At 64.5% G+C, this 23,506-nt stretch carries 18 protein-coding genes and 1 tRNA gene; 9 read left to right on the forward strand and 10 right to left on the reverse strand.

All coding sequences use genetic code 11. From position 1 onward, the window contains the following. Positions 1–12: 12 nt before the first annotated feature. The 3 genes from KEC45_RS20845 to KEC45_RS20855 form a co-directional block, all read right to left on the reverse strand. A complete protein-coding gene (locus KEC45_RS20845; RefSeq protein WP_252171277.1) occupies positions 13–2,058 on the reverse strand; it encodes a hypothetical protein in 2,046 nt (681 codons plus the stop codon). Next, entirely contained in the window at positions 2,058–3,968 is a 1,911-nt protein-coding gene (locus KEC45_RS20850) for a proprotein convertase P-domain-containing protein (RefSeq protein WP_062185707.1), read from the reverse strand. The genes KEC45_RS20845 and KEC45_RS20850 overlap by 1 nt, the downstream gene beginning before the upstream one ends. 166 nt (positions 3,969–4,134) lie before the next feature. Next, positions 4,135–4,881 carry a 16S rRNA (uracil(1498)-N(3))-methyltransferase gene (locus tag KEC45_RS20855; protein ID WP_062185705.1) on the reverse strand — a complete coding sequence of 249 codons (747 nt, stop codon included), beginning with the start codon at positions 4,879–4,881 and terminating at the stop codon, positions 4,135–4,137. A gap of 274 nt (positions 4,882–5,155) precedes the next feature. Here KEC45_RS20855 and KEC45_RS20860 point away from each other — a divergent pair, with 274 nt between their 5' ends. From KEC45_RS20860 to ubiA, 4 genes are all read left to right on the forward strand, one after another. After that, entirely contained in the window at positions 5,156–7,078 is a 1,923-nt protein-coding gene (locus tag KEC45_RS20860; RefSeq protein WP_252171278.1) for a pilus assembly protein TadG-related protein, read from the forward strand. Next, on the forward strand, positions 7,075–7,629 hold the full coding sequence (locus KEC45_RS20865) for a TadE/TadG family type IV pilus assembly protein (protein ID WP_062185701.1): 555 nt from the start codon (positions 7,075–7,077) through the stop codon (positions 7,627–7,629). Before KEC45_RS20860 ends, KEC45_RS20865 begins: the two co-directional genes overlap by 4 nt. Continuing rightward, positions 7,626–8,279: a hypothetical protein gene (locus KEC45_RS20870; protein ID WP_062185699.1), complete on the forward strand. Its 654-nt coding sequence runs from the start codon at positions 7,626–7,628 to the stop codon at positions 8,277–8,279. The genes KEC45_RS20865 and KEC45_RS20870 overlap by 4 nt, the downstream gene beginning before the upstream one ends. A 73-nt stretch (positions 8,280–8,352) precedes the next feature. Then, positions 8,353–9,261 (forward strand): 4-hydroxybenzoate octaprenyltransferase, encoded by a 909-nt coding sequence (gene ubiA / locus KEC45_RS20875; RefSeq protein ID WP_062185697.1) that lies wholly within the window; start codon positions 8,353–8,355, stop codon positions 9,259–9,261. A 2-nt stretch (positions 9,262–9,263) separates the two neighbouring features. On the opposite strand, the gene smc is transcribed toward ubiA, so the two are convergent. The 4 genes from smc to KEC45_RS20895 all read right to left on the reverse strand — a co-directional run bounded on the left by smc (position 9,264) and on the right by KEC45_RS20895 (position 14,955). Further along, positions 9,264–12,710, reverse strand: a complete 3,447-nt coding sequence (smc, locus tag KEC45_RS20880; RefSeq protein ID WP_062185695.1) for a chromosome segregation protein SMC — start codon at positions 12,708–12,710, stop codon at positions 9,264–9,266. A gap of 157 nt (positions 12,711–12,867) precedes the next feature. Further along, positions 12,868–13,608 (reverse strand): thioredoxin domain-containing protein, encoded by a 741-nt coding sequence (locus tag KEC45_RS20885; protein WP_062185693.1) that lies wholly within the window; start codon positions 13,606–13,608, stop codon positions 12,868–12,870. A gap of 37 nt (positions 13,609–13,645) precedes the next feature. Next, entirely contained in the window at positions 13,646–14,362 is a 717-nt protein-coding gene (locus tag KEC45_RS20890) for a thioredoxin domain-containing protein (protein ID WP_062185691.1), read from the reverse strand. 17 nt (positions 14,363–14,379) lie between these two features. Then, positions 14,380–14,955, reverse strand: coding sequence for a DUF721 domain-containing protein (locus tag KEC45_RS20895; protein WP_083436068.1), 576 nt, complete (start codon positions 14,953–14,955; stop codon positions 14,380–14,382). Between the two features lie 26 nt (positions 14,956–14,981). Here KEC45_RS20895 and KEC45_RS20900 point away from each other — a divergent pair, with 26 nt between their 5' ends. From KEC45_RS20900 to nudC, 3 genes are read left to right on the forward strand one after another with little or no spacing between them, the layout of a single operon-like run. Next, complete coding sequence (locus KEC45_RS20900) at positions 14,982–16,034, forward strand: A/G-specific adenine glycosylase (RefSeq protein WP_062185687.1); 1,053 nt, start codon at positions 14,982–14,984, stop codon at positions 16,032–16,034. Next, the gene (locus KEC45_RS20905) at positions 16,031–17,317 is read left to right on the forward strand and encodes a serine hydrolase (RefSeq protein ID WP_252171279.1); all 1,287 of its coding nucleotides are present in this window, start codon (positions 16,031–16,033) and stop codon (positions 17,315–17,317) included. The genes KEC45_RS20900 and KEC45_RS20905 overlap by 4 nt, the downstream gene beginning before the upstream one ends. Beyond that, entirely contained in the window at positions 17,317–18,186 is an 870-nt protein-coding gene (gene nudC / locus KEC45_RS20910) for an NAD(+) diphosphatase (RefSeq protein ID WP_062185682.1), read from the forward strand. Before KEC45_RS20905 ends, nudC begins: the two co-directional genes overlap by 1 nt. On the opposite strand, the gene KEC45_RS20915 is transcribed toward nudC, so the two are convergent. The 3 genes from KEC45_RS20915 to KEC45_RS20925 form a co-directional block, all read right to left on the reverse strand. After that, positions 18,187–18,639, reverse strand: a complete 453-nt coding sequence (locus tag KEC45_RS20915) for a DUF2497 domain-containing protein (protein ID WP_062185680.1) — start codon at positions 18,637–18,639, stop codon at positions 18,187–18,189. A 105-nt stretch (positions 18,640–18,744) separates the two neighbouring features. Further along, entirely contained in the window at positions 18,745–20,160 is a 1,416-nt protein-coding gene (locus KEC45_RS20920; protein ID WP_238586807.1) for a TolC family outer membrane protein, read from the reverse strand. Positions 20,161–20,268: 108 nt separating this feature from the next. Beyond that, positions 20,269–20,931, reverse strand: coding sequence for a protein-L-isoaspartate O-methyltransferase (locus KEC45_RS20925; RefSeq protein ID WP_062185676.1), 663 nt, complete (start codon positions 20,929–20,931; stop codon positions 20,269–20,271). A 267-nt stretch (positions 20,932–21,198) separates the two neighbouring features. Between KEC45_RS20925 and KEC45_RS20930 the strand changes: the two genes are divergently transcribed. Next, positions 21,199–21,272: transfer RNA gene (locus KEC45_RS20930), tRNA-Cys, on the forward strand. Positions 21,273–21,436: 164 nt separating this feature from the next. Further along, positions 21,437–22,753: an integrase arm-type DNA-binding domain-containing protein gene (locus KEC45_RS20935; RefSeq protein WP_083435983.1), complete on the forward strand. Its 1,317-nt coding sequence runs from the start codon at positions 21,437–21,439 to the stop codon at positions 22,751–22,753. Positions 22,754–23,506: the final 753 nt, after the last annotated feature.

Here is a 23,506-nt window from a genome sequence, read left to right on the forward strand (position 1 = left end):
GTTGCCTGCGCCCTATTTCACACGGGCGCGGAGGTTGATCGTGAAGCTCGATCCCGGCGCCATCGCGCCCTTGGGACGGATGCGGACATGGGTGATGCTGTCATCGACGCCGTTGGCATCGGCGGCAGGCGCATAAGTCCAGCTGGCGCCGCCATTGTTCGAAAATTCAAGATCGTCGGCATTGTTCGACAGGCTGGTGAAGCCATAGGTGAGCCCGCTGCTGCCCGCCGCGAACAGGATCGGGCCTGGTCCCGGCGCATAAGTGCCGACGAACAGGCTGAGATCCGAGGGAATCACATCGGTGACGATCACGCTGCCCGCCGTCGGCGCCGTACCCGACGGTGCGGTGACGGTCAGGCTGTAATTGGCAAAGCCGCCGGGGATCAATTTGGCGTTGGTCAGGCCGTTCACCGGATCGCTGTAGGCGAGTGAGGTCTTTGCGATCGAAAGCGGCACGATATACGTATTTGTGAAAGTGCAGATGATGGCCGTGTCGGCGGCGTTCACCACCAGCACATTGCCGGCGAGCGCGGTTGCATTGCCGGTGCAGGCGAGCGCCTGCGCATAATTGGCGCCATTGCCCACGGTAAAGGTTTCGCTGAGGGTGGCGCTCTCGGCCGCGTACACGGTGACCGCGGCATTGGTATCGGTCTCGTTCGCGCTGTTCGCGACCGACGAGAGGCTAGCGTTGTTGATCAACCCGCTCGTCGCGACGGTGACGGCGTTGGCGATTTGCGCGTTCGCCCAGGTCTTGCGAACGACGAGCGTCGCCGACTTGCGGCTGTTCGTCCAGCTACACGTGAGCGAGGTGCCCGATGGCATGACGACAGTGCGGCTGAGACCGCTGCCCGATGTCGCGACGATGGCATTGTCGCTGTTGCGCCGGCATTCGAGGCTGCTGTTGTAGTTGGCGGCCGCGCCGGTCGTATAGGCTTCGGTCAGCGTCAGCGTGCTGCCCGGGGTCGCGATGGCGGTTGCGTTGGTCGTGGTGCCGCCGACGGTCGAATTGCCAGCGGTCGGTAGCAGGCCGCCCGCAATCGACAGGCCGACCGCGTCGCCCGCGATCCCGTTCGTCCAGTTCTTGGCAAGGACGACGGGCGAGTCATTGTCGGTGATCGTATAGGTGCTGGCGGTCCGCGCTGCGCCGCCGCAGCTCGACGTGCTCGATACGGTGTAGCCGGTTCCGGTATTCAGCGCGATCTGGATGGTCTCGCTACCCTCGGTCGCGGTGTCGTCGATAATCTGGATGCCGAGCGGGACGGTGACGTTCTGATAGGTGCCCGCGGGAATGGTGACGGTGAAATTCGCGCCGCCGCCTGGCGTCGTATAGTCGGTGCCGCGCGTCGCGGTGCCCCCTGTGATGCTGACATTGACCGTGCGCGCGCTGAACAGCGTGCCACTGACGATCAGGCCGGGGAGGTTCGCCGAGGGGATCGATTCGACCCCTGACGATGCCGCGGTCGACAGTTCGACGAAGGGGTTGAGCGTGATGCGGATGTCATCGAGGAAGTTGCCGTAGCTGCCCGCGTCGGTGGTGATGAACTGGACGCGTTGTACCCCCGATGCGCCGCTGTAGGTGGTCGACCCCGTGTTGACGTTCCACACATTGTTGATCGTCGACGACTGGGTCGCCAGCAACTGGATTTGCGTGCCGGTGCTGCTGGCGATCTGGAAGCGCGCGGTCTGGGTCGCCGGGCCGCCCGAGCGCGCGCGATGGGCAAAGGTCCAACCGATCGACTCGCCATTGACCATGCAGATATTCTGATAGAGCGCGCCGGGAACATTCGCGTTCATCTCGGCAAAGACCGACCCGTCATAGGCGGGGACGCCCTGGAAGTTGCTGTCCCAGAGTTCGATCTCTCCCGACGCCGAATCCCAGCCAGTGACGGACCCGTTCGAATAGATTTCGTAGTTCGCCGCGCCGGGCCCCTGCGGGTCGTTCGCTTCGAAGGACGGGTTCACGATCACGCGCTGCGCCGCGGCCGGCGGCGCGATCGTCAGCGCGGCGGCGATGGCGATCGCACAAAGTCGAGCGAGAGAGCCTTGGCGACCGTGCATCAGTTGACGGTCACGTCGAACGTAACCGCCATGGTGCCCGTTGGCGCCAGCGTCGGCGTGGTCGCGGCCACGGTGGTGCCGGCGATCGATGCTCCGAAGGGGTCGCTCTCGTCGGCGCCGCTCGCGTTATCGTCTTCGACCGTCGTGGCGCCCGCGCAGCTTGTGCCGCTGCGCAGCGAGCCCGGGATGAAGGTCGTGGTCGCAGGCAGAGGGTCGCCAACGTTGATACCGGTCGCGGTGCCGCTGCCATTGTTGGTGACGAGGATGCAATAGCGCATCGTCGCGCCCGGGATCGCCTTTGGATCGGTCGTGCCATTGGTCGGGTCGCTGACGACGCTGCTGGTCTTGGCGATCGTCAAATTGGTGGTCGGGCGGCAGAAAGTGATGTCATGGATCGCGGCGCCCTGTTGTCCGGGATCGGCCGGAGCGAGGCTGTGGCTGCCATAGGTGATCGTGATGGTATCGACGGGCGCGGAAAAGGTCACGACGACATTGCCGTTGGCGCTGTTATCGGCTGAGGTGACGTCGCCATAGGCGCTGTTGCCGATGACATAATTGCTGATTCCGTTGGTCAAGGTCGGCATCACCGATGCCCCGTTGAAGCTGCCCGTGACGGTCAGACGGTCGGCGAATTGTCCCGCCGCATAGTCGATGTCGAACACGCGAAACTGTGCGCCGGGAACCGCAGTCGGCAGCGTGATCGTAGAGGTGATGGCGCCGGCCTGGCTGGTGAAATCGGCAATTTCAAAGATCGAAAACTGCGCCGGGCTGAACCCCCCGGTGACGACATTCTGGCGCGTCGGCGACTGGCCGCCATAGGTCGCGTTGTTCAGGAAGCTTCCGCCGCTGATGGCGATGCCCACATTCATCGTGCCGATTGCGGTCAGCGCGTAATTGCCGCTGGTCGTCCCCGCCGCCCAGCTGACGCCGTCCCAGTCGTGTACCGTCGTCCCCACCGGGCAGACAAGCGTCGGTGGCGTTCCCGCGACGCGGGTGCCCGACACGGTAAAGGTCGCGCTGTCATAATCATCCTCACCGGCAGCGCCGTTGCCGGGCGTCGAATCGAAATCGAAGGCCGACGACGCGCTGACCTCGGCGCTATTGGTCACGCTTGCTCCCGCGGTGGCGGTGACGGTGCCGGTGATCGTCAGCGTCCGCGTCGTCCCGGGCGGGATGCTGCCGACTGCCCACACGCCTGTCGTACTGCTATAGCTGCCGAAACCCGAAGCGCCGGTGAAAGCGAATCCCGCAGGCAATACATCCTGTACCGTCACGCCGGTCGCGGTAAGCGCCGAGCCGCTCGCGTTTGTCACGCTCAATATATAGTTGATGCTGGTTCCCGACGCGGGCGATGCATTGCTCACCGACTTGGTCAGCGACAGATCGGCGGACGGTGCGATCGGCACGGTCACGAGCGTCAGGTCGGTGCGCGTAAAATTGCCGTTGTCACCATTGAGCGAGTCGCAGATTGTGAGCTGCCAGGTTCCTGCCGAACCCTGTCCGTTGAAACTGGCGAGCGAGCCTTCGGGACGGAATGTGCGTTGGTAGGGCGGCGCCGCGGCCGTGTTGTCGTTCGTCGTGTGCGTCGAGATGCTCGCCGCCGCGCTGTCGTCGAACAGGACGTTCAGATTGTCTGCCGACGTGCCGACATTGGTGATCAAATTGACCACCGTGCCGGCTGGCGACACCAAAGTCGCGCGGACATCTCCTCGGTAGGTGTGCGTGAACTGGACGCCGATGTTCACGTCGGTGACCTGCGCATTCGCGGCGACCGTGAAATTTCGCACCATCGGGCTGGTGCACGTCGTCGCGGTTTCGCTGATCGTGCCGGTCGTCGTGTTGCTGTAGCTTGTGGTGGTCTGTGCGGCGGCGGGATTGCTGGCAAGCGTCAACGCCAGCCAAACGAGCATGAGACATACTCGCACAGACTGCAAACACTGGCCCCCACGCCAGCGGTATCGGCTCTGGTCCCGCCGTTGCATGGCGCCGCTATGCCCCGTGCATAGCTAATATCCGGTTAAAATCGGTGACTTGGCGGCGATTCTGTTCGGTGACGGGACAGAATATCCGGCCCGGCTAGTCCCCTGACCAGTCGCCATGTTGCGCCATCCACACGCCGATTGCCGCGATGGCTGCGGTTTCGGCCCGCAGGATGCGGGGGCCGAGCGCGATGCGGCGCACGGCTGCGTGAGCCGTCAGCATGGCGCGCTCCTTATCGGTGAAGCCGCCCTCGGGCCCGGTCAGGATCGCGGAGGGCGCGGGCGCTTCGACCTTTGCCAGCGGAACCCCGCCGGCCTCATCGGCGAATAGAAGCGCACGGTCCGCGGGCCATTCCTTCAGCAACTGGGGCAGTTTGACGGGTTCGGCCAGCATCGGCAGCGCGGTGCGCCCGCATTGCTCGCAGGCTTCGACGATCTGCGCCTCGAGCCGCTCGCGCTTGACGCGTTCGACGATCGTGCGTTCGGTAATCACCGGCTGCAGACGGCCGATGCCAAGCTCGGTCGCCTTTTCGATGATCCAGTCGAGCCGCGCCTTCTTCACCGGCGCAAAGCACAGCCACAGATCGGGGACCTGCTCGATCGCCTTCGTCTGTCGTTCGATACGCAGCGTGAGCGCCCGTTTCGCCGCATCGGCGACGATCGCGAGCCATTCGCCGCTGACATTGTCGAAAAGCAGGATCGGATCGCCCACCTTCATCCGCATGACGTTGAGCAGATAATGCGCTGCTGGGCCGTCGATGACGGGGGCGGCACCCTCTCCCAGCGGCAGATCGACGAACAGGCGGGGGGTGCTGGCGGGCGGCCAGGCTGGAGTCGCGGGCATGTGCGGCCGATAACAGAAGGCGATATTTTGTGCATCCTTTGCCGTGAGGCGATCGGCTTTGTCCCGATCCGGGTCAAAAGCCCGAATCCAGGTCGGTTTGCCGATCCCCGATTAGCGTTTTGGTAAGCAGTTCCCCTCTAGGTGCGAGATTACCAGTCGCGCATCTGGGTGGGTGGCGCCTCTGGATTGAGGGGTTTTGACCATGCGAGGGACCTTTTTCGGCTGTCTAAGGACGGCCACCTCGAAACTTTTGGGCGATCAACGCGGCAACGCGATGATGCTGACCGCGGCCGCGATCGTGCCGGTAATCGGCATCGTGGGATCGGCCATCGATATCGGCCGCGCCTATATGACGCAGCTTCGACTGCAGCAGGCGTGCGACGCCGGCGTGCTGGCCGGGCGGCGAGCGATGGCGGCGGGCCTTTATGACGACGCCGATAAGGCCGAAGCGACCAAGATGTTCAGCTTCAACTTCCCCACGGGCATCTATGGCAGCCGCAACGTTGCCTTTGTTTCCGTGGCCGAGAAATCCGACGTCAACGGTACCGCCAGCGCGATCCTGCCGACTGCGATGATGTATATTTTCGGCAAGACCCAGTTCAACCTGGCCGTCGCCTGCACCGCGAAGCTGGAAATCTCCAACGTCGATGTCATGATGGTTCTCGACGTGACGGGGTCGATGAAGGACAAGGCCACCTCGTCCGATACCGACACCAAGATCGTGGCGTTGCGGAAATCGGCGATCGCCTTTTTCGATACGCTGACCAATGCCGACGTTGGCGATGGACGACTTCGCTTCGGTGTGGTTCCTTATAGTTCGACGGCGAACGTCGGGCGGATTCTGTTGGCGAAGAATCCCGCATGGCTGGCCGACGAAAGCCAGATTCCTTCGCGGTCGCCGAAGTTGAAACCTGTCTATTCGAACCCACAGACGGTGGACGATACCAATTTTACCAACGGCACAACGACATTTGGCACCTGGACCGCGGTCAACAGCACCAGCTACAACCAGACGCAGTGCGGTAATCAAACTCCGCCGGCGGATACGACGCCGACCGCGTCGGGGCAGCCTTCGCTGAATCAGACCGGGCAATATGTAAATAGTGACGGCAATCGAATCACGACATACGATAATAGCCAGGTTTATCGCTATTATACTCACCGCTACCGCTGGATTCCCAAGAATGGGAAGGTCGCTGCCTATTGCGAACTTCAGCGCAGCACAGCGACCTTCACGCGGACGCACACGACGACGGTGACCGAAACGCCAACCTTGGTGTTCGACAATAAATATACCTATGAAAACCGCACCATTCCTGTCGGGCCCGCGAAATTGGGTAACCCGATCGTCTTGGATACGGGCGATAGCGGCACCAACTATTCGGTGACATGGGGCGGGTGCGTGAGGGAACGCCACACAGTGCCATTCGCATCGAATGAAACTGCTCCCAGTGACGCGTTTGACATGGACATCGACTCGGCTCCGACGTCCGACCCCAAGACGCAATGGCAAATCCTGGTCCCCGAACACGCCTTTCCGCGCGCAAGCGGGCCCGGCAGCAAGCCGTCGTCGACCAACGGTATTGTCGTCAACAGCAGTGATGTGAGCAGCGACAGCACGACCAACGGCAGTTGGCAGCGCTATTCCAAATATTGGTCGAACGGCTGGGGCGTCTGCCCCGCGGCCGCGATGAAGCTCACGACCATGACCAAGACCGACAAGACCAGCTTCAGCAACTATATCAACGCGCTGCAGCCGCTTGGCGGAACCTATCACGATGCCGGCATGGTCTGGGGGGCTCGCCTCATTTCGCCGACCGGCATTCTCGCTGACGAGAATGGCCCGTACAGGGATCGGCCGGTCAGTCGGCATATCGTCTTTATGACTGACGGTGACATGGCGCCCAATATGGGGAACTTTTCCTTCCAGGGTTATGAATGGACGGCGCAGCGCATCGGGGCAACGGATGATGCCGAGCTGACGAAGCGTCATAACAATCGTTTCGTCCAGCTTTGCCGCGCGGCGCGCGAGCGGGGCATTACCGTCTGGGTGGTCTCGTTCGGCGTCGGCAGCAACGCCAACCTCAACAGTTGCGCGTCGTCGGGACAGGCCTTTGAAGCTGCCAACGCCGCGCAGCTCAACAGCCAATTCCAGGCGATCGCCCGCCAGATCTCCAAGCTGAGGCTGTCGAAATGAGCCGCCTTTCCAACCTGCTTCGCCGTCTTCGCCGCCATCAGCGCGGCGTAGCGTTGGTCGAATTCGCGCTTACCGCGCCGGTCTTCCTGCTGCTTCTGATGGGCATCTTCGACTATTGCTGGCAGATGTACGCTCAGCAGGTGTTGCAGGGCGCGGTCGCCAAGGCCGGGCGCGACGCGACGATCGAAACCTATGCCATCGATCAGTCGAACCTCGACAAGCGCGTGCGGCTGCAGGTGCAGAAAGTATTCAAGGGCGCCCAGGTCAGCTTCAACCGCCGCGCCTATGACGACTTCAGCAGCATGAAGCCGCCGCGTTCGGTCGACTATGACCGCGACGGCGTGCCGGATTGCTGGGAGGATGGCGGCAAGGCGGGCAACGGCGGCGCCGACGACGTCGTTCTCTATACGGCGAGCATGAAGTTCGACCGGATCCTGCCTGTCTGGCGAATGTTGGGCCAACCCCAGAGTACGACCCTGACGTCGACGACCGTGCTTCGCAACCAGCCGTTCGCCAATGGCGCCCAGGTCGTTCCGGAGACTTGCGGATGAACATTTCTTTCCTCCGACGCTTTCGCGTCGTCGCGCGGCGCCTTGTACGGAACGCTCGTGCGACCGTGCTTATCGAGATGGCCTTCTGCATCCCGCTCCTGGTGCTTCTGGGTTTCGGCGGGCTGGAGATGGCGAATCTCGCGCTGATCAATACGCGCGTCAGCCAGATTGGGCTGAATACTGCCGATAATGCCTCGCGTATTGCGGCTGGCAGCAACCTTGCGCAGCCGCAAGTCCGCGAGGTGGATATCAACGAAGTGTTCGTCGGTGCCGAAAAACAGGCCAAGGGACTCGACCTCAACGGCCGCGGCCGGATCATCCTCTCGAGCCTCGAGCGGAACAAGGATGACGGGCAGTGGATTCACTGGCAGCGCTGCTACGGCAATATGAAGGTTCCTTCCGCCTATGGCCCCGAAGGAACGGGCGCGACGGGAACCAGCTTCAAGGGCATGGGGCCGAAGGATCGCGAGGTCACGGCGGCGTCGGGTACCGCCGTGATGTTCGTCGAGGTCATCTATCAATATGATCCGCTGCTGTATGGAAAATGGCTAGGGCCGCGCACGATCCGGTCGGCCGCCGCTTTCAACATTCGCGAGGCACGCGACCTGTCGGGCGTCAAGTCACCGGGCACAAAGGCTAGCTGCACCTGACCGGCGTCGGTCGACGCTTCTTAGCGATCGGGCATTTATCCTGGACGCGGCGACTGCTATCGCCCGCGCATCGATGACTGCCACCCATCCTCCTGATAGCCAGCTACGCGGCTTCCTCGCCTTGCTGCCGTCCGCGGCGCGCCCTTATGCGTTGCTCGCTCGGTTCGACCGCCCGATCGGTTGGTGGCTGCTCTATTGGCCTTGCGCCTGGGCGCTTGCCCTGGGCGGCGGCGCGGTTAGCCATTGGCCGCTGTTCCTGTGGCTGCTGATCGGCGCCATTGCGATGCGCGGCGCGGGCTGCGTCTATAATGACATCGTCGATCGCGACCTCGATGCCCGCGTGGCCCGCACGGCATCGCGGCCGGTCGCGAGCGGCGCGGTGTCGGTACGCAATGCTTTGCTGTGGACATTGTTCCTGTCGCTCATCGGCTTGCTCGTGCTGCTCCAACTGCCACGCCCGGCGCAGATCGTCGCGCTCGGCAGCCTGATTCTCGTCGCCGGCTATCCCTTTATGAAACGGATCACCTGGTGGCCGCAGGCGTGGCTGGGGCTGGTGTTCAGTTGGGGCGCGCTCGTCGCGTGGGTCGCGGTCGGCGGGCCGGACGGCCTTGCGCTGCCATTGCTCTATGCGGGCTGCATCGCCTGGGTGATCGGGTACGACACCATCTATGCGCTTCAGGACATCGAGGACGATATGCTGATCGGCGTAAAATCGAGCGCGCGGGCGATGGGGCGCCATGTGAAGGGGGGCGTTTCGATATGCTACGCGCTGGCGCTCGCCTGCTGGGGCGGTGCGTTGTGGGCGGTGCGCCCCGATCCGCTGGTGCTGATCGCGCTGGTGCCCGCCGCGCTGCATCTGACGGGCCAGGTCGTTACGCTCGACCCGGCGAACGGTGAGGACGCGCTGGCGAAGTTTCGCGCCAACCGTTTTGCGGGCCTGCTGGTCTTTGCGGCGATGCTCGTGGTGGGAATGGCGCCCTAGGGTTACTCCGCGGCGAGCAGTTCCTCGGCGCCGCCGAGGTCGACCGAGACGAGCCGCGACACACCACGTTCGATCATCGTCACCCCGAACAGGCGGTGCATGCGCGCCATCGTCACCGCATTGTGGGTGACGATCAGATAACGCGTGTTGGTTTCGCGGCTCATCCGGTCGAGCAGGTCGCAGAAGCGCTCGATATTCGCGTCGTCGAGCGGCGCGTCGACCTCGTCGAGGACACAGATCGGCGCGGGGTTGGTGAGGAAAAGCCCGAAGATGAGAGCAACCGCGGTAAGCGCCTGCTCGCCGCCCGAGAGCAATGTCAGCGTGCCAAGGCGCTTGCCCGGCGGCTGCGCCATGATTTCAAGGCCGGCCTCGAGCGGATCGTCCGAATCGACGAGCTCAAGGTGCGCCTGCCCGCCGTTGAACAGGGTCGTGAACAGCCGCTGGAAATGCCCGTTGACTGCCTCGAACGCGGCGAGCAGTCGGGCGCGGCCCTCGCGGTTGAGGCTGCCGATCGATCCGCGCAGACGGTTCACGGCCTGCGTCAGTTCCTCGATCTCGGCGGCGTTCTTCTCGCGCTCGGTGTCGAGTTCGACCAGCTCGTCGGCGGCGACGAGGTTGACCGGACCTAGCCGCTCGCGATCCGAAACCAGCCGGTCGTGCTGTGCCGATTCGGCATTCGCGTCGCCAACACTGCCAGATTCGAATCCCGCCTTTTGCGGCAGCAGCGGCGGTGGGCATTCGAAACGTTCGCCCGACAGGCGGCCCATCTCGATGCGGCGAAGCTCGGCATTTTCTGATCGGGCCACGGCGCCCGCACGGGTTTCGCGCGCGGCGGCGACGCGCTCGCGGATCGCATTGAGGGCGGTCTCGGCTTCGCGTAGCGCGGCTTCGGCCGCGCGTTCCTGCGCCTCGGCGGCGGCGACCTTTTCGCGGAGCGCCGCCTGCTCGGCCTCGGCGGCGATGCGCTGTTCGGCGAGCTTGGCGGGGACGTCGGCCAGCTTGGCGGCTTCGGCCGCCAGCGCCTCGGCGCGCTTGTCCATCTCGGTCACGCGGCGTGCCGCCTCGCCCGCGCGGGCCTTCCAACTCTTGATCTCGGCGCTCACCACCGCCTGCCGTTCGCTGAGCGACGCGAGCGTGCGCTCATGCGCGGCAAGGGCATCGCGCGCGGCATTGGCGTCGGCGCGTGCGCGTTCGGCCGTCTGTTCCCCGGCGTCGAGTGCGGCGCGGGCGATACTGTCGTCGGGCAGGGCCGCGAGCGCCGCTTCCTGCACCGCGAGCGTGTCGGCGGCTTCCTTTGCTGCTTCGGCGATCTCGGCAAGTCGGCGATCGAACAGCGCTGCGGCGTCGCGGTGGCGATCGAGCGCGGCTTGCGCCTGATCGGCGGCACGCAGCGCGGTTCGGCGGCTTTCATCGGCTTCGCCAAGGGCTTTGCGCGCGCCTGCCGCAGCCTGGGTCAGCTCCGACGCCTTGGCGGCGGCGACATCGCGGCGGTCGCGCAGTTCCTGCACCCCAAGTTCGACCTGTGGGCGCTGCGCCGCGAGTTCGTCGAGACGGTTTTGCCGTTGTAGCCGTTCGGTCGCGGTCGCGCCGTCGCCGCGCGTGACGAAGCCGTCCCAGCGGCGCATCACGCCATCGGTGGTGACAAGGCGCTGACCGACCGCGAGCGGCTGGCCGGCATCGGTCGTCACGACCGCGACCTGTCCCAGACGACGGGCAAGCGCGACGGGCGCCTTCACATATTCGGCAAGCGGTGTGGCGCCGGCGGGCAACGCGGGATCGCCCTTCGCCACAACAGCGGCGCCGCCCCAGCTGCGTGCCGCGTCCTGGTCGGTGCCGGCGTCGAGGTCGTCACCGAGCGCGGCTGCGAGTGCGGCCTCGTAACCCGGGGCGACGCGGAGCTGGTCGAGGACACGATCTTCGTCGCTGCGCGCTGCAGCCAGTGCGCGTTCGAGCGTCGTTGCCTCGCCCTCGAGCGCGGCGAGCGCGGCGCGGGCTTCGGCAAGGCCTGCTTCTATGCCGGCGAGGTCCGCAGCCGTCGCTTCGCGATCCGCCTCGGCTTCGTGCAATGCGGTTTCGGCGGCGGCGATCGCCGCTTCGGCGGCTTCGGCGGTTTTTACGCTTTCGGCATGTTTGGCGGTGAGCGCGGCGCTGTCGCCGAGCGCGGCGATCTCGGCGTCTACGCGGGCCTTGTCATTTGCGACACGGCGCACGGCCGCTTCGGCGCTGTCGCGCGCGGACACGGCGATGCGCCGGTCGGCGGCTTCGCTCGCGGCCTTGGCGCGCGCTTGCGCCAACGCAACCTCGGCATCGCGGAGCAGAGCCTGTGCCGCGAGGTTGGCCTCTGCGAGCGCGGTCTTGCCGGCGTCGTGTCCGGCGATGTCCTGCGCGAGCGATTTCGTTTCGGCATCGAGCGCGGAGAGGGCGGCGTGGGCTTCGCGTGCAAGCTCGCCTTCGTGGTTGCGGTCGTCGGCGAGCCGCGCCTGTTGTTTCGCGAGATCGTCGAGCCGCTGGAGCGCCGCGCGCTCCTCGCCTTGCAGCCGGACCTGCGTTGCGGTCGCCCCGGCGAGCGCGTCGCGTTGCGCCTGCGCATCGCTGCGTGCTTCGGCGACGCGCGTTGCAACCTCGGTCTGCGCCTTCGATATCGTTTCGAGTTCGTCCTGCGCGGTCTTTACCGCGGCTTCCGCGGCGTCGGCGTCGCGGCGCGCCTGATCGGCGGCGGCGGCGGCATCGCGCCAGCGAGCGTAGATAAGCCGCGCTTCGGCGATGCGGATATCGTCGCTGAGCTTCTTGTACTTCTCCGCCGCACGCGCCTGCCGGCGCAGTGCGTTGGCGCGCACTTCCAAGTCGGCAACGATTTCGGATAGGCGTGTGAGGTTGGTTTCGGTCGCGCGCAGCTTCTGCTCGGCATCCTTGCGGCGCACGTGGAGTCCCGCGATGCCGGCGGCTTCTTCGAGCATCGCGCGGCGATCGGTCGGCTTGGCAGCGATGACGTTGGCGATCTTGCCCTGACTGACCAGCGCGGGACTGTGCGCGCCGGTCGCGGCGTCGGCAAAGATCAGCGCGACATCCTTGGCGCGCACATCGCGGCCATTGGCGCGATACGCCGATCCTGCGCCGCGTTCGATGCGGCGGATCACCTCAAGGTCGTCGCCGTCGCTCGAATCCGACAGGCCGGCGACAAGCGTGCCTTCGGTGTCGCAGTGTAGCGCGACTTCGGCAAAGTCGCGTGCCGGACGCGTCGAAGTGCCGGCGAAGATCACATCCTCCATCCCGCCGCCGCGCATCGACTTGGCGCTGGATTCGCCCATGACCCAGCGGATCGCTTCGAGCAGGTTCGACTTGCCGCAGCCATTGGGGCCGACGACTCCGGTCAGTCCGGGTTCGATGCGCAGTTCAGTGGGTTCGACGAAGCTTTTGAAACCGGTCAGGCGCAGCCGTTTTATCTGCACGGAACGCCCCCGTGCAGCTCATCGAATCGGAGCTGGTGCAACTTTGTCGTCACATGTCCCCCATGCATCCGTCATGCCGCGCAGCGGGGGGAGTAGCAAGGGCTCTCTCAACTCGTCACCCCAGCCTTCGCCGGGGTGACAAATTGAAGTGAGCCGGTCAGCGCGCGCCCATCGTGCGCAGGCGGTCGCGGAGCAGGCTCCATGCCGCGACGCCTTCGACGACCTGACCGTTGATGATGAAAGTGGGCGTACCGGTGATCTGATATTTCTCGACCCCGGCGTTGGTGCCCTTTTCGATCGCCTCGACATTTTCGACCTTGGCGAGGCACTGCTGAATCGTCGCGGCGGGAACGCCACGCTGCTGATAGAATTGATCGATGCCCCAGCCCTTGGCGAGCGCGACGAAGCGCTGTGCGGGCGGCAGCTTCATCGCTTCCTCGATCCCCGGCTGCGGCTTCGACGGACCCGCGATAAACGCCTCATGTTCGAGGAAGGTCGCGTCGGCGAGCGGGAAGAAGCGATCGGGGGTCGTGCATTTGACGATCGCACCCGCAATCGCGTCGACCGGGTGAAGCATGAACGGCGTCAGCTTGTAGGACACGCGGCCCGTGTCGACGAAGTCGCGCTTCAGCTCTTCGTGCGAATCCTGTGCGAATTTCGCGCAATGGCCGCAGGTGAAGGCGCCATATTCCTCGAGTTTGATCGGCGCATCGGGGTTGCCCATCACGACGCCGTCGCCGTCGACGCGCACGACCTGCGACCAGGTCTTGCCGGCCGGCGGCGCGACCTTGGCGACCACATCCTTTTCCTTGGCGGGATCATCGGCACCGCCGCCACAACCGGCAAGTGCGAGCGCGCCAAGCGAAGACAAAAGGGCGATACGAAGCGATGCGTTCATCTTTTTCTTTCTCCACGAAAACGGGAATGCGGGGCTTTTACGAGCCCTTTAAGGCGAGGTCGAGTTTCGATTTGAGCGCGGGCCATGCCGTGACCCCGGCGTTACGGCCGTTGACGAAAAAGCTGGGCGTGCCTTCGACATTGTCGGCGTTGAGGCCGATATTGGTCATGCCGGTGAGTTCGGCCTGTGCGACTTCGCTGTCGAGCGCGGCGTCGATCTGTGCCTGTGTGTAGCCGCGCGCGCGCATCAGAGCGGAGAGTCCCGTGCCCACGGCGATCTTGCGCGCGCGTTCGCCGGTCGTTCCTTCGAACCAGTTCTTTTTCTGCGCCTCGGTCGCTTTCTGGATTTTGGCGATCATCGCAGGAAAGTTGGCGAAAATCGCCTGATGATTGCCCGCGAACGCCTTGGGACCGCCGCAGCGCGCGAGCAGCGCCGCGGTCATGTCGACGGGGTCGCGGACGAGGTTGCGATATTCGAACAGGACGAGCCCGCGATCGACATATCCGGTCTTCAGCGGCACCGTGCCCGCCTTTGCGAAGTCGGCGCAGACATGGCAGGTGTAGCTGAAATATTCGACGAGCCGCACTTTCGCGTCGGGGTTGCCGACCAGAAAGGCGCCGATCGGCGTGGTCGAGACGGTCTGCGACCATAGCGCGGGCTTGGCAGGCGTCGCGGCGATCAGCGTCAGCGCCGCGCCCGAGAGGGCAAGCAATGCGGTGCGGCGATCGAGAAGTGGTTCGTCAAAAGCGGACATCGTCGGCCGTCTTTCCTTCAACTGATACGGGGAAGCTTGGGCGGCGTCGCCAGCCCCGCGGCCATGCGTTCGAGCACGGTGCGCAGTTCCGGGTCGCCGATGTCGCGAAGGCTGTCCCCCAGTTCGGCGGGTACGGGTTTCAGCATTGCCGGCGGCTGAACGGGTGCGGCTGGAGTGACCTGGCCGTGCGTCATGCGGACATGGGCGATCGCGGCGTAGCCGAAGAAGCGGTTGACCGATCCAATGATGTCGGGCGCGACATGCTGGAGCATCGGGGCGTGCGCGCCGCTGATCGTCAGGTGCAGCGTCCCGCCCGCCTTTTGCCCGGCGGGAAAGCGGATCATCGCGGGCTGAGTGACGTCGGCGAGCTTGTCCCCCACGATCTCGCGCCAGCGGCTGACGACGGAGCTTTGGATGAAACCGAATTTGCGAAAGGCAGTGCGGCCGATTTCGGGCACAAGATCGGAAATCGCGCGCGCTTCACCGCCGCGCGGGCGTTCATAGGGACGCGCCGAGGCCTTCTTGGCGGCTTTGGTCGCCGGCTTGGCTTTTTTGGCTTTCGCCTTTTCATCCTGTCCCGCGTCTTTCGCCATGCCCGGCGCCATGCCATAGGCGGGGGGTGAGCGTCCAGACTTCCGACATTCCCGGTTCCATTGTCGGCGATTTCGCGGGCCGGCTGCTCGGCTGGTACGATCGGTCGGCGCGGTTGCTGCCCTGGCGGATCGCGCCGAACAGCGGCGGCGTCCCCGATCCTTATCGTATCTGGCTCTCCGAGGTCATGTTGCAGCAAACGACTGTTGCCGCGGTCTCGGCCTATTTTTCTCGCTTTACTGAGCATTGGCCGACCGTCGCCGATCTGGCGGCGGCGGACGATGCCGACGTCATGGCGGCGTGGGCGGGGCTTGGCTATTATGCCCGCGCGCGCAATCTGCTGGCGTGCGCGCGCGCCGTGGTGGCCGATCATGGCGGACATTTCCCCGACAGCGAAGCCGCGCTGCGCACGCTGCCCGGTATCGGCGATTATACCGCGGCGTCGGTCGCCGCGATTGCCTTTGGTCGCCCGGCGGTAGTCATCGACGCCAACATCGAGCGCGTGATCGCGCGCCACCGCCTGATCGAAACCCCGCTGCCGCTGGCGAAGCGCGAGATTCGCGCCGCTTTGGAACCGTTGGTGCCGAACGATCGACCGGGCGATTTCGCGCAGGCGCTGATGGACCTTGGTGCGACGACCTGTACGCCGCGCTCGCCCGCTTGCGCGATCTGTCCGCTGATGGCCGATTGCCGCGCGCGCGGGCGGAGCGACATCGAGCGCCTGCCGGTGAAGCCGCCGAAGAAGGCGAAGCCCCATCGCCACGGGGTCGCGCACTGGATCGAGCGGGAAGGGGCGATTTGGCTCGTCCGCCGGCCCGACAAGGGCATGCTCGGCGGGATGCGGGCGCTGCCCGGCGGCGACTGGAGCGACGCGCGGCCGTCCGAGTCGGGCATCGTCAGTGTCGACCATGGCTTCACCCATTTCGACCTGACGCTGACGTTGGTGCGGCGCGAAGCTCCGCTCGAAGGCCCCGATGCCGCAGCGGAAGGCGAATGGTGGCCTATTGCGGGCCTTGACGCCGCAGGGCTGCCGACGCTCTATCGCAAACTAACCGACAAGATGCTGGAGAGAGACGCATGAACATGATGGTGTCGCGCCGCGCGCTGATGGGCGGGATGGCGCTGGCCGGGGCGGGGGCGCTGCTGCCGCGCGCCGCGCTTGCTTGGAAGGTCGACGGTCCGGCGCTCTATCCGGCGACCAACGCGTTTATCAAAGGCTTTGTCGACCGCCGTGAATTGGCGGGGACGCTCGCCGCGGTCGGTAAGGGGCAGGAAGCGGCGGTCTTTTTCGGCGCCGGCGTGCAGTCGAACGATTCGTCGACGCCGGTGGGCCCCGACACGCTGTGGCGTCTCTATTCGATGACCAAGCCCGTTACCGGCATCGCCGCGATGCTGCTGATCGAAGACGGCGAGATGAAACTCGACCAGCCGATCGCCGACTTCCTGCCTGCCTTTGCAAATATGAAGGTGCAGAATGTCCCCGACGGGTCGATCACCGACGTGCGCCCGGCGAAGGGGCCGATCACGGTGCGCCAGTTGCTCACGCACACCGCGGGGCTCGGCTATAATATCATCCAGAAGGGGCCGATCAAAAAGGCCTATGACGACAATGGCATCGTCGGCGGACAGGCGAGTCGCCTGCCGATCCCAGGCTTTGCGCCCGTAACGCCCGCGCCGAGCCTGGCCGTCATGGCCGACCGGCTCGCAGCGCTGCCGCTCGTCTATGAGCCTGGCACCAAGTGGAGCTATTCGATCAGTCTCGACCTGATGGGACGGTTGATCGAGGTCGTATCGGGGCAGGCGTTCGACGCCTTCCTGAAGGCGCGGCTGTTCGACCCGCTCGGCATGACGAGCACGAGTTTCATGGTGGCTGTAAAGGATGTTGGGCGTTTCACGAGCAATTATGCGCCGTTCGGCGGGGCGCTGATCCCCTTCGATCCCGCGGCAAGCTCGATCTACCTCGACCCGCCGCCTTATCCGTTCGGCGGCGGCGGGCTGGTATCGAGCGCGCGCGATTACGACCGTTTCCTTGCGATGCTGCTCGGTGAGGGCGAAACGGGCGGGAAGCGCATTATGAAGCGCGAGACCGCACGGCTCGCGATGTCGAACCTTCTCGCCGACAGCGTCGACCGCAAGGGAACATTCATCGACGGGCAGGGCTTTGGCGCCGGCGGGCGCGTGTCGCTGCCGACTTCGCCCGGCGGCGAAGGGATTTTCGGCTGGGCAGGCGCCGCGGGGACGATCGGCTTTGTCCATCGGGGGCTCGGCTATCGCGCGGCGGGTTATACGCAGATTATGCCGCCCGATGCGGTTTCGTTCCAGGGCAAGTTCGGCGAGACCTTTTTCCAGGACGTGACACGCTGATGCCATTGCCCCTCGGCTTCACCGGCGCGGGGCTAGACCGCGCCGATCAGCTTCGCACAAATGCGGAGGCCTTTGCCGCCGCGATGGTGGACCCGCGCGCGACCTGTCTTGCGCTCGACGGAATCGATTTCGTGCCGGGCGAGGGTGGGGGGCTGCTTTGGGAGCCGCTCGACCTATCCGACGACCGGGCCCTGATGCTGCTCGGGATCGACGATGCGGGTGCGCCGCGTTTCGTACGCGAGGCGGCGCCAGGCGCTCGCGTCGATGCGCGCTCGCGGACCGTGATGCGGCTGTTGCCCTTGCTCTCCACCGAAGAGGCGGCGCTGTACGGCGGCGCCCGCAGCCTCGTCGACTGGCATGCCCGGCATCGTTTCTGCGCCGTGTGCGGGTCGCCGACCGACCTGTTTCGCGGCGGCTGGGGCCGGCGCTGCGGCAGCTGCAATGCCGAGCATTTTCCGCGCGTCGACCCGGTGGTGATCATGCTCGCCGAATATGACGATCGCGTGCTCGTTGGGCGGCAGGGCGGTTTTCCGCCGGGCTTTTTCTCGGCGCTCGCGGGCTTCGTCGAACCGGGCGAATCGCTAGAGGAAGCCGTGGCGCGTGAATTGTTCGAGGAGGCGGGAATCCACGTCAGCGACGTTTCCTATGTGGCGAGCCAGCCCTGGCCGTTCCCGTCGTCGCTGATGATCGGGTGCCGCGCGGTCGCGAAAGACCCCGCGCTGACGCTCGATACGACCGAGATCGAGGCCGCGATGTGGGTCGACAAGGCGGAGGTGCGCGCAGCGCTCGCGGGCGACATGGGGGCGCCCTTCATGGCGCCGCCGCCGCTGGCGATCGCGCGCTATCTGTTGGAGGACTGGGCGGGCTAATCAGGCCCGCTTGTCCGTAATCCTGCGGATTTCCTTGGCCACCATCGCTTCGACGAGTGCAGGCAGGTTGGCGTCGAGCCATTCCTTGAGCATCGGACGCAGTGCGTCGAGGACGACGTCCTCCATCGTGCGGCCCGCAACGGTCGGCGCCGCGGCGGTGGCAACGGCCACTGCGGGAGCAACGGCCGCCGTCAGTGCTTCGAGAGACTGGCGGGCGGCATCGGCGCTTTCTTCGGACACGAGGTCTTCGGCGGGGAGTTTCGATTCGGGTGCGGGCATTTCTTCGGCTTCGGCAGGGGTTTCAGCTTCAGATGCGACTTCGGCTGCCGCAGCATCTTCTTCGTCCTGAAGGTCGAGAATATCGTCGGCTTCGGGGACGCGAATCTCGCGTATCGAACCCGGTGCTTCGTCGCGTGCTATCACGCGCCGAATCGACGACAAGATATCTTCCATCGACGGTTCCCGCGACATATCGCCCATAACCAACCCCCCTAAACCATCACGATTACCGGATGGTTAACGATCCTCTTACCGATTTGGGGCGCGTTTTGCCAAGCCTTATTGTGGCGAGAGCGAGGGCGGCCCGACCGGAACGCCAGCGTTTGCGGCAGGAATGGAGCGGGTGTCGGTCGCGACCTGCTGGGGCGCCGGGTCGTCGGCCCAATCCCAGATCTGGCCCTTTACCCGCTTGTAATTGACCTCGGGATCGTAAAGCGCACCGCCCTCGATACCGAGGTCGCGCGCTTCGGCCTTGCCCATCGCGGCCAGGACCGAGAAGGCGGCGACATAGGAGTTGCGCTGCGCCGACACGAGCTGCACCTGCGTGTTCAGATATTCCTGCTCGGCGTTCAATATGTCGAGAATCGACCGGGTGCCGACGCTGTTTTCGGCGCGTACACCCTCGAGTGAGAGCGCGTTGGCGCTTACCGCCTGTTGCGTTGCGGCGATGATCCGCTCATTCGCCTGCCAAGCCGCGTAAGCGCCTCGCGTCTGCGCGATCACGCCGCGTTCGACCTCGACGTAATTTTCGATCGCCTGGCTGCTGCGTGACTGCGCCTGGCGCACCTGTGCCGAGGGGCGCCCGCCCTGAAAGATCGGGATCGTCAGCGACAGCCCGGCCTGCGCGCTCTTCGTGACATTTTCCGACGTGGTGTTCTCGGGAGGAATCGAGTTCAGATTGTTGGTGTAGCCGCCATTGGTCGTCGCCGACAATTTGGGCAGGCGACTCGCGCGTGCGACGCCGATGTCGGCGCGGCTGGCGCTGACGAGCTGGTTTGCTGCGTCGATGTCGGGATTGCTGTTCAGCGCCATCGCGACCGCTTCTTCGGCGGTGCCGGGCAGGTTCGGCAATGCAGGCGGTGCCTGCAGGTCGACCGGCGCGTCGCCGACGAGGCGGATATAGGATTCGCGGCTGGCGATCAGGTTCGATTCGGCGGTGCGAAGATCGCCTTCAGCGAGCGCGAGCCGCGCCTCCGACTGCGCGACATCGGTGCGCGTCAGGTCGCCGATCTCGAAACGGTCGCTCGTCGCCTGCAAATTGGTGCGGAGGACCGAAACATTCTTCTGGTTGAGCTGGACGATCGCCTGATCGCGGATGACGTCCATATAGGCGCCGACGGTCTGCGAAAAAACGCTCGCCTCGGTCGCGCGAAGATCGGCTTGCCCCGCCTCGACGCGAAACTTGGCCGCTTTGACCGCGTTGCGCACTGCGCCGCCCTGATAGATGGGGACCGTCACTTGCCCGCCGACGTTCACGTTACGCTTGGGCGAGAAAAAGGCGTTGCCGGGAAGTACGAGGTTTTCCTGATAATCGACGCGAGCGCCGACCTCCGGCAAGCCGCTGGCCTTCTGGATTGGCACATTTTCGTCGTTCGCGCGCTGTCCCGCACGCGCGCCGGTCAGCGTCGGGTTGTTTTCATAGGCCTTGGCCAATGCGCCTTGCAACGTTTCGGCATGCGCCGCGGCGGGCAGCATGACCGAAACTGCCGCCAGACCGGCAAGCCAACTGGCACGGCTCAAGAGCTGTTTTCTTTTGTTATCGTGCATAGAGACGCGCGCCTGAAACAAGGAGGGATGGGGCTTTTAGAACTGGAAACCTGTCGGCGCGGCAAAGCCGGGCAACGGTACGACGTCCATGTCGGCAAAGCTGCGCAGCGCGACCGTGCCCCCGGCCTTCACACCCTCGACGAGCCGCGTCACCGCGCCCTCGCGCCGCGCCGCGATCAACCGGCCACCATCGGCGAGCTGCGCGACAAGCGCGTCGGGGAGCGTTTCGATCGCGCCCTCGACAATGATGCGGTCGAACGGCGCCGCATCGGGGGCGCCGGCAGCCAGCGGCCCTGCGACCCAGTGGATGCCGTCGCTGGCAACTGCGGCCTGTGCGGCAGCCATCAACGCGTCCTGTTCTTCGACGGCATGGACTTCGGCACCGAGCAGCGCGAGCAGTCGGGCCGTATAACCCGTCGCGCTGCCGATGAGCAGTACGCGCTGGCCGGGGCGAACCGCCGCTGCGACAAGCATTCTACCAGTAACCAGCGGCGCGTTGAGCGCCCGGCCGTCACCCAGCGCGATCGCGCGGTCCATATAGGCAACGCTGGCAAGCGCGGGGGGCACATGCGCTTCGCGTGGTGCGGCTGCCATCGCGCCGACCACCGCGGGATCGATGACGTCGTTGGTCCTCAGCTGGCTGTCGACCATGGCAGCGCGCATCTCTGCCGTCGTGATTTCGCTAAACTTCGTCGCCATCAGCCTTTTCCGATTCCCTGGAACATCAACCTTTGCGGGGCAGCTTTAGCCGAAGCAATGCTGTATTGCAATAGTAATACAGCCCCGCAGCCGCATCGTCGCCGCGCATAGCCCTCAACGGGGGAGCCGCCAAGCCTCATCGCACGCCGACTGGCGGGCGGGACGAGGCTGTTCCGGCGAATCCTTGACAAGGCAGCGAAAGCCCCTCACTAGCGGCGCCGTCCAACACCCGGCCCATCCCCTAAGGATGGTGTGATTTTGGCATGAGGCCCGATGGCGGAGTGGTGACGCAGCGGACTGCAAATCCGCGCACGCCGGTTCGATTCCGGCTCGGGCCTCCAATATCCTGTCAGCGGACGGTTGCTGATGGTTGAAAAACTCCCCGTTTTCTGCTAGTTATGGGGCATTCACTGATTGCCGGTGATGGTCTCTGATTGCCCGTAATTGTGGTCGTTGGGGGCCTTTTTCGGGGCAGCCGAGGCCCCCATTTGCGCGAGGCCCCCAAATGGCTCTGACAGATGCCGCAATCCGCAATGCTAAACCCAGAGAAAAGCCTTATAAGGTTGCAGATTCCAAAGGACTATATCTGCAGATCAACCCTGCTGGCAGCAAGCTCTGGCGGCTGAAATATCGAATCAACGGCGTGGAGCGGAAGCTGGCGCTCGGATCTTATCCCGAAATCAGTTTGGCCGAAGCTCGCGAGGCGCGCGATGCTGCTCGCAAGCAAGTGGCGCATTCTATCGATCCGAACTTCGCGAAGCGCGAAGCGCGAATTGAGGCGACCGTGCGCGCTCGCAACAGCTTCGCGCATGTTGCAGACGATCTTATTCAGAAAAAGACGCGCGAAGGTTTGGCCGCGCCGACGCTGAAAAAGATGCATTGGTTCGTGAAGCTGCTCGGGCCAGAGTTCGGCAGGCGCCCGATAGCCGACATCACTCCGCATGAGATTTTGCATGAGCTTCGTAAGCATGAGCGTCGGGGCCGGCTTGAAACCGCCAACCTCCTCCGATCATTCGTCAGTCGCGTGTTCCGATATGCTGTTGCAACTGCGCGCGCTGATCGCGATCCCGCACAGTTGTTGATTGGTGCGCTGACTATTCCGAAGGTGAAGCATTTTCCGGCAATCACCGATCCGGTTGCGTTCGGCGGGTTGCTGCGCGCGATCGACGACTATCAAGGTGATCCCGCCGTCATGGCGGCCTTGAAGCTCACGCCCCATCTTTTCCAGCGCCCCGGCGAGATGCGCCAGATGGAATGGAGTGAGATCGATTTCGACAAGGCGGTGTGGACGATCCCCGAGGGCAAGATGAAGATGCGCCAGCCGCATGCGGTGCCTCTTTCGCGACAGGCCTTGGCGATTCTCTCCGACATGCGGATTCTGTCGGGATCGGGCCAATTTGTCTTTCCATCGGTGCGCACCCGTTCGCGCCCGATTAGCGACAATACGCTGAACGCGTCGCTGCGGCGCATGGGATATCCCAAGGATCAGATGACGGCGCATGGTTTTCGCACGTCGGCATCATCGCTCCTCAACGAATCGGGATATTGGAATCCCGACGCGATCGAGCGTGCGCTGGCGCATGCGGTCGGGGGCACTGTCCGCCGCATTTACAATCAGTCGGCCTATTGGGCCGAACGCGTCGAAATGGCCCAATGGTGGAGCGACTATCTCGACGATCTGCGTGAAGGAGGAAATCGATGCCCGTCGCCGAGACCACAGCCCCGACCGGGATATGGCATCGGCCGACCGATGCACATCGGAGTCTCGCGCGGATTGCCGCTCGCCTCTTATACGCCAAGGACAAGGAGGAGCTGGGGTTAGACGAGGTCGATCGCGTCGCCGTCGCCATCGAGCGCGCGGTCAGGCGCCGGTTCCTTGTCCTAGCTACGTCATTCCTGCTCTGTATTCTTCTTTTGTTGCTCGTCCTGGTCGTTTGGGGCGCGGCGGTATTGAACGGGGATGACATCGGTCAGGCGGCTTCGGTGGCAATGATCGCCCTGCTCGCGATGGCTGCTTGCATCGCGGCGTCTTGGCGGCATTTCCAATATGGATTGGGGATTGCCGAAAAGAAGCGAACCCCCGTCTATGGCAGCAGCCGCCGTTCGACCGTCGAAACGCTCGAGAAGCTTTTCGACTATCTAGGCCGCCGAACTGCCCCGGCTACCTATTACTACGACCGGAAAGGCATGCGGCGTCCGGTCCATCGCCGCCACTTTTACGGGCGGCTGCGAGGCTTGCTGTTGTCGGAAGTCGCCAGCGACCGGGCGATCGTGCTTCCGCCACGCGGCTTCTGGTTCAGCGCTCAGATCTTCGTCGATGCCGAACCGGAAGAGATCATCCGGGCGCTCAAAGTGCGGCCCAACAGCGGAGGGCGCCCGAAGGAATACGATTATGAGGCGATGCTGCTGGCCTTGATCGAGCACCCCGCGCTCCGCGCGATCGATCCAGATGAATATCGTGCTGAAAGCGCGGTCATGGACCTTATTAGAGATCGCTGCGAACCGAGCGAGGACCATGACAATGATATTCGCGTTCCGGAGAACACCCGCCTGCGGGCATTTGCGAAAAACATCG

Source organism: Sphingopyxis sp. USTB-05 (assembly GCF_023822045.1).
Lineage (GTDB): Bacteria > Pseudomonadota > Alphaproteobacteria > Sphingomonadales > Sphingomonadaceae > Sphingopyxis.

What these genes read in the sequence shown, in the direction of transcription:
- KEC45_RS20855 (WP_062185705.1), bottom strand. Translation starts at nt 4,881, where the DNA reads ATGCCCGCGACTCCAGCCTGGCCGCCCGCCAGCACCCCCCGCCTGTTC.
- KEC45_RS20870 (WP_062185699.1), top strand. Translation starts at nt 7,626, where the DNA reads ATGAACATTTCTTTCCTCCGACGCTTTCGCGTCGTCGCGCGGCGCCTT.
- KEC45_RS20920 (WP_238586807.1), bottom strand. Translation starts at nt 20,160, where the DNA reads ATGCTGCCCGCCGCGGCGCATGCCGAAACGTTGCAAGGCGCATTGGCC.
- KEC45_RS20850 (WP_062185707.1), bottom strand. Translation starts at nt 3,968, where the DNA reads ATGCTCGTTTGGCTGGCGTTGACGCTTGCCAGCAATCCCGCCGCCGCA.
- KEC45_RS20890 (WP_062185691.1), bottom strand. Translation starts at nt 14,362, where the DNA reads ATGTCCGCTTTTGACGAACCACTTCTCGATCGCCGCACCGCATTGCTT.
- nudC (WP_062185682.1), top strand. Translation starts at nt 17,317, where the DNA reads ATGCCATTGCCCCTCGGCTTCACCGGCGCGGGGCTAGACCGCGCCGAT.
- ubiA (WP_062185697.1), top strand. Translation starts at nt 8,353, where the DNA reads ATGACTGCCACCCATCCTCCTGATAGCCAGCTACGCGGCTTCCTCGCC.
- KEC45_RS20905 (WP_252171279.1), top strand. Translation starts at nt 16,031, where the DNA reads ATGAACATGATGGTGTCGCGCCGCGCGCTGATGGGCGGGATGGCGCTG.
- KEC45_RS20885 (WP_062185693.1), bottom strand. Translation starts at nt 13,608, where the DNA reads ATGAACGCATCGCTTCGTATCGCCCTTTTGTCTTCGCTTGGCGCGCTC.
- KEC45_RS20895 (WP_083436068.1), bottom strand. Translation starts at nt 14,955, where the DNA reads ATGGCGAAAGACGCGGGACAGGATGAAAAGGCGAAAGCCAAAAAAGCC.
- KEC45_RS20860 (WP_252171278.1), top strand. Translation starts at nt 5,156, where the DNA reads ATGATGCTGACCGCGGCCGCGATCGTGCCGGTAATCGGCATCGTGGGA.
- KEC45_RS20925 (WP_062185676.1), bottom strand. Translation starts at nt 20,931, where the DNA reads ATGGCGACGAAGTTTAGCGAAATCACGACGGCAGAGATGCGCGCTGCC.
- KEC45_RS20845 (WP_252171277.1), bottom strand. Translation starts at nt 2,058, where the DNA reads ATGCACGGTCGCCAAGGCTCTCTCGCTCGACTTTGTGCGATCGCCATC.
- KEC45_RS20915 (WP_062185680.1), bottom strand. Translation starts at nt 18,639, where the DNA reads ATGGAAGATATCTTGTCGTCGATTCGGCGCGTGATAGCACGCGACGAA.
- KEC45_RS20935 (WP_083435983.1), top strand. Translation starts at nt 21,437, where the DNA reads ATGGCTCTGACAGATGCCGCAATCCGCAATGCTAAACCCAGAGAAAAG.
- KEC45_RS20865 (WP_062185701.1), top strand. Translation starts at nt 7,075, where the DNA reads ATGAGCCGCCTTTCCAACCTGCTTCGCCGTCTTCGCCGCCATCAGCGC.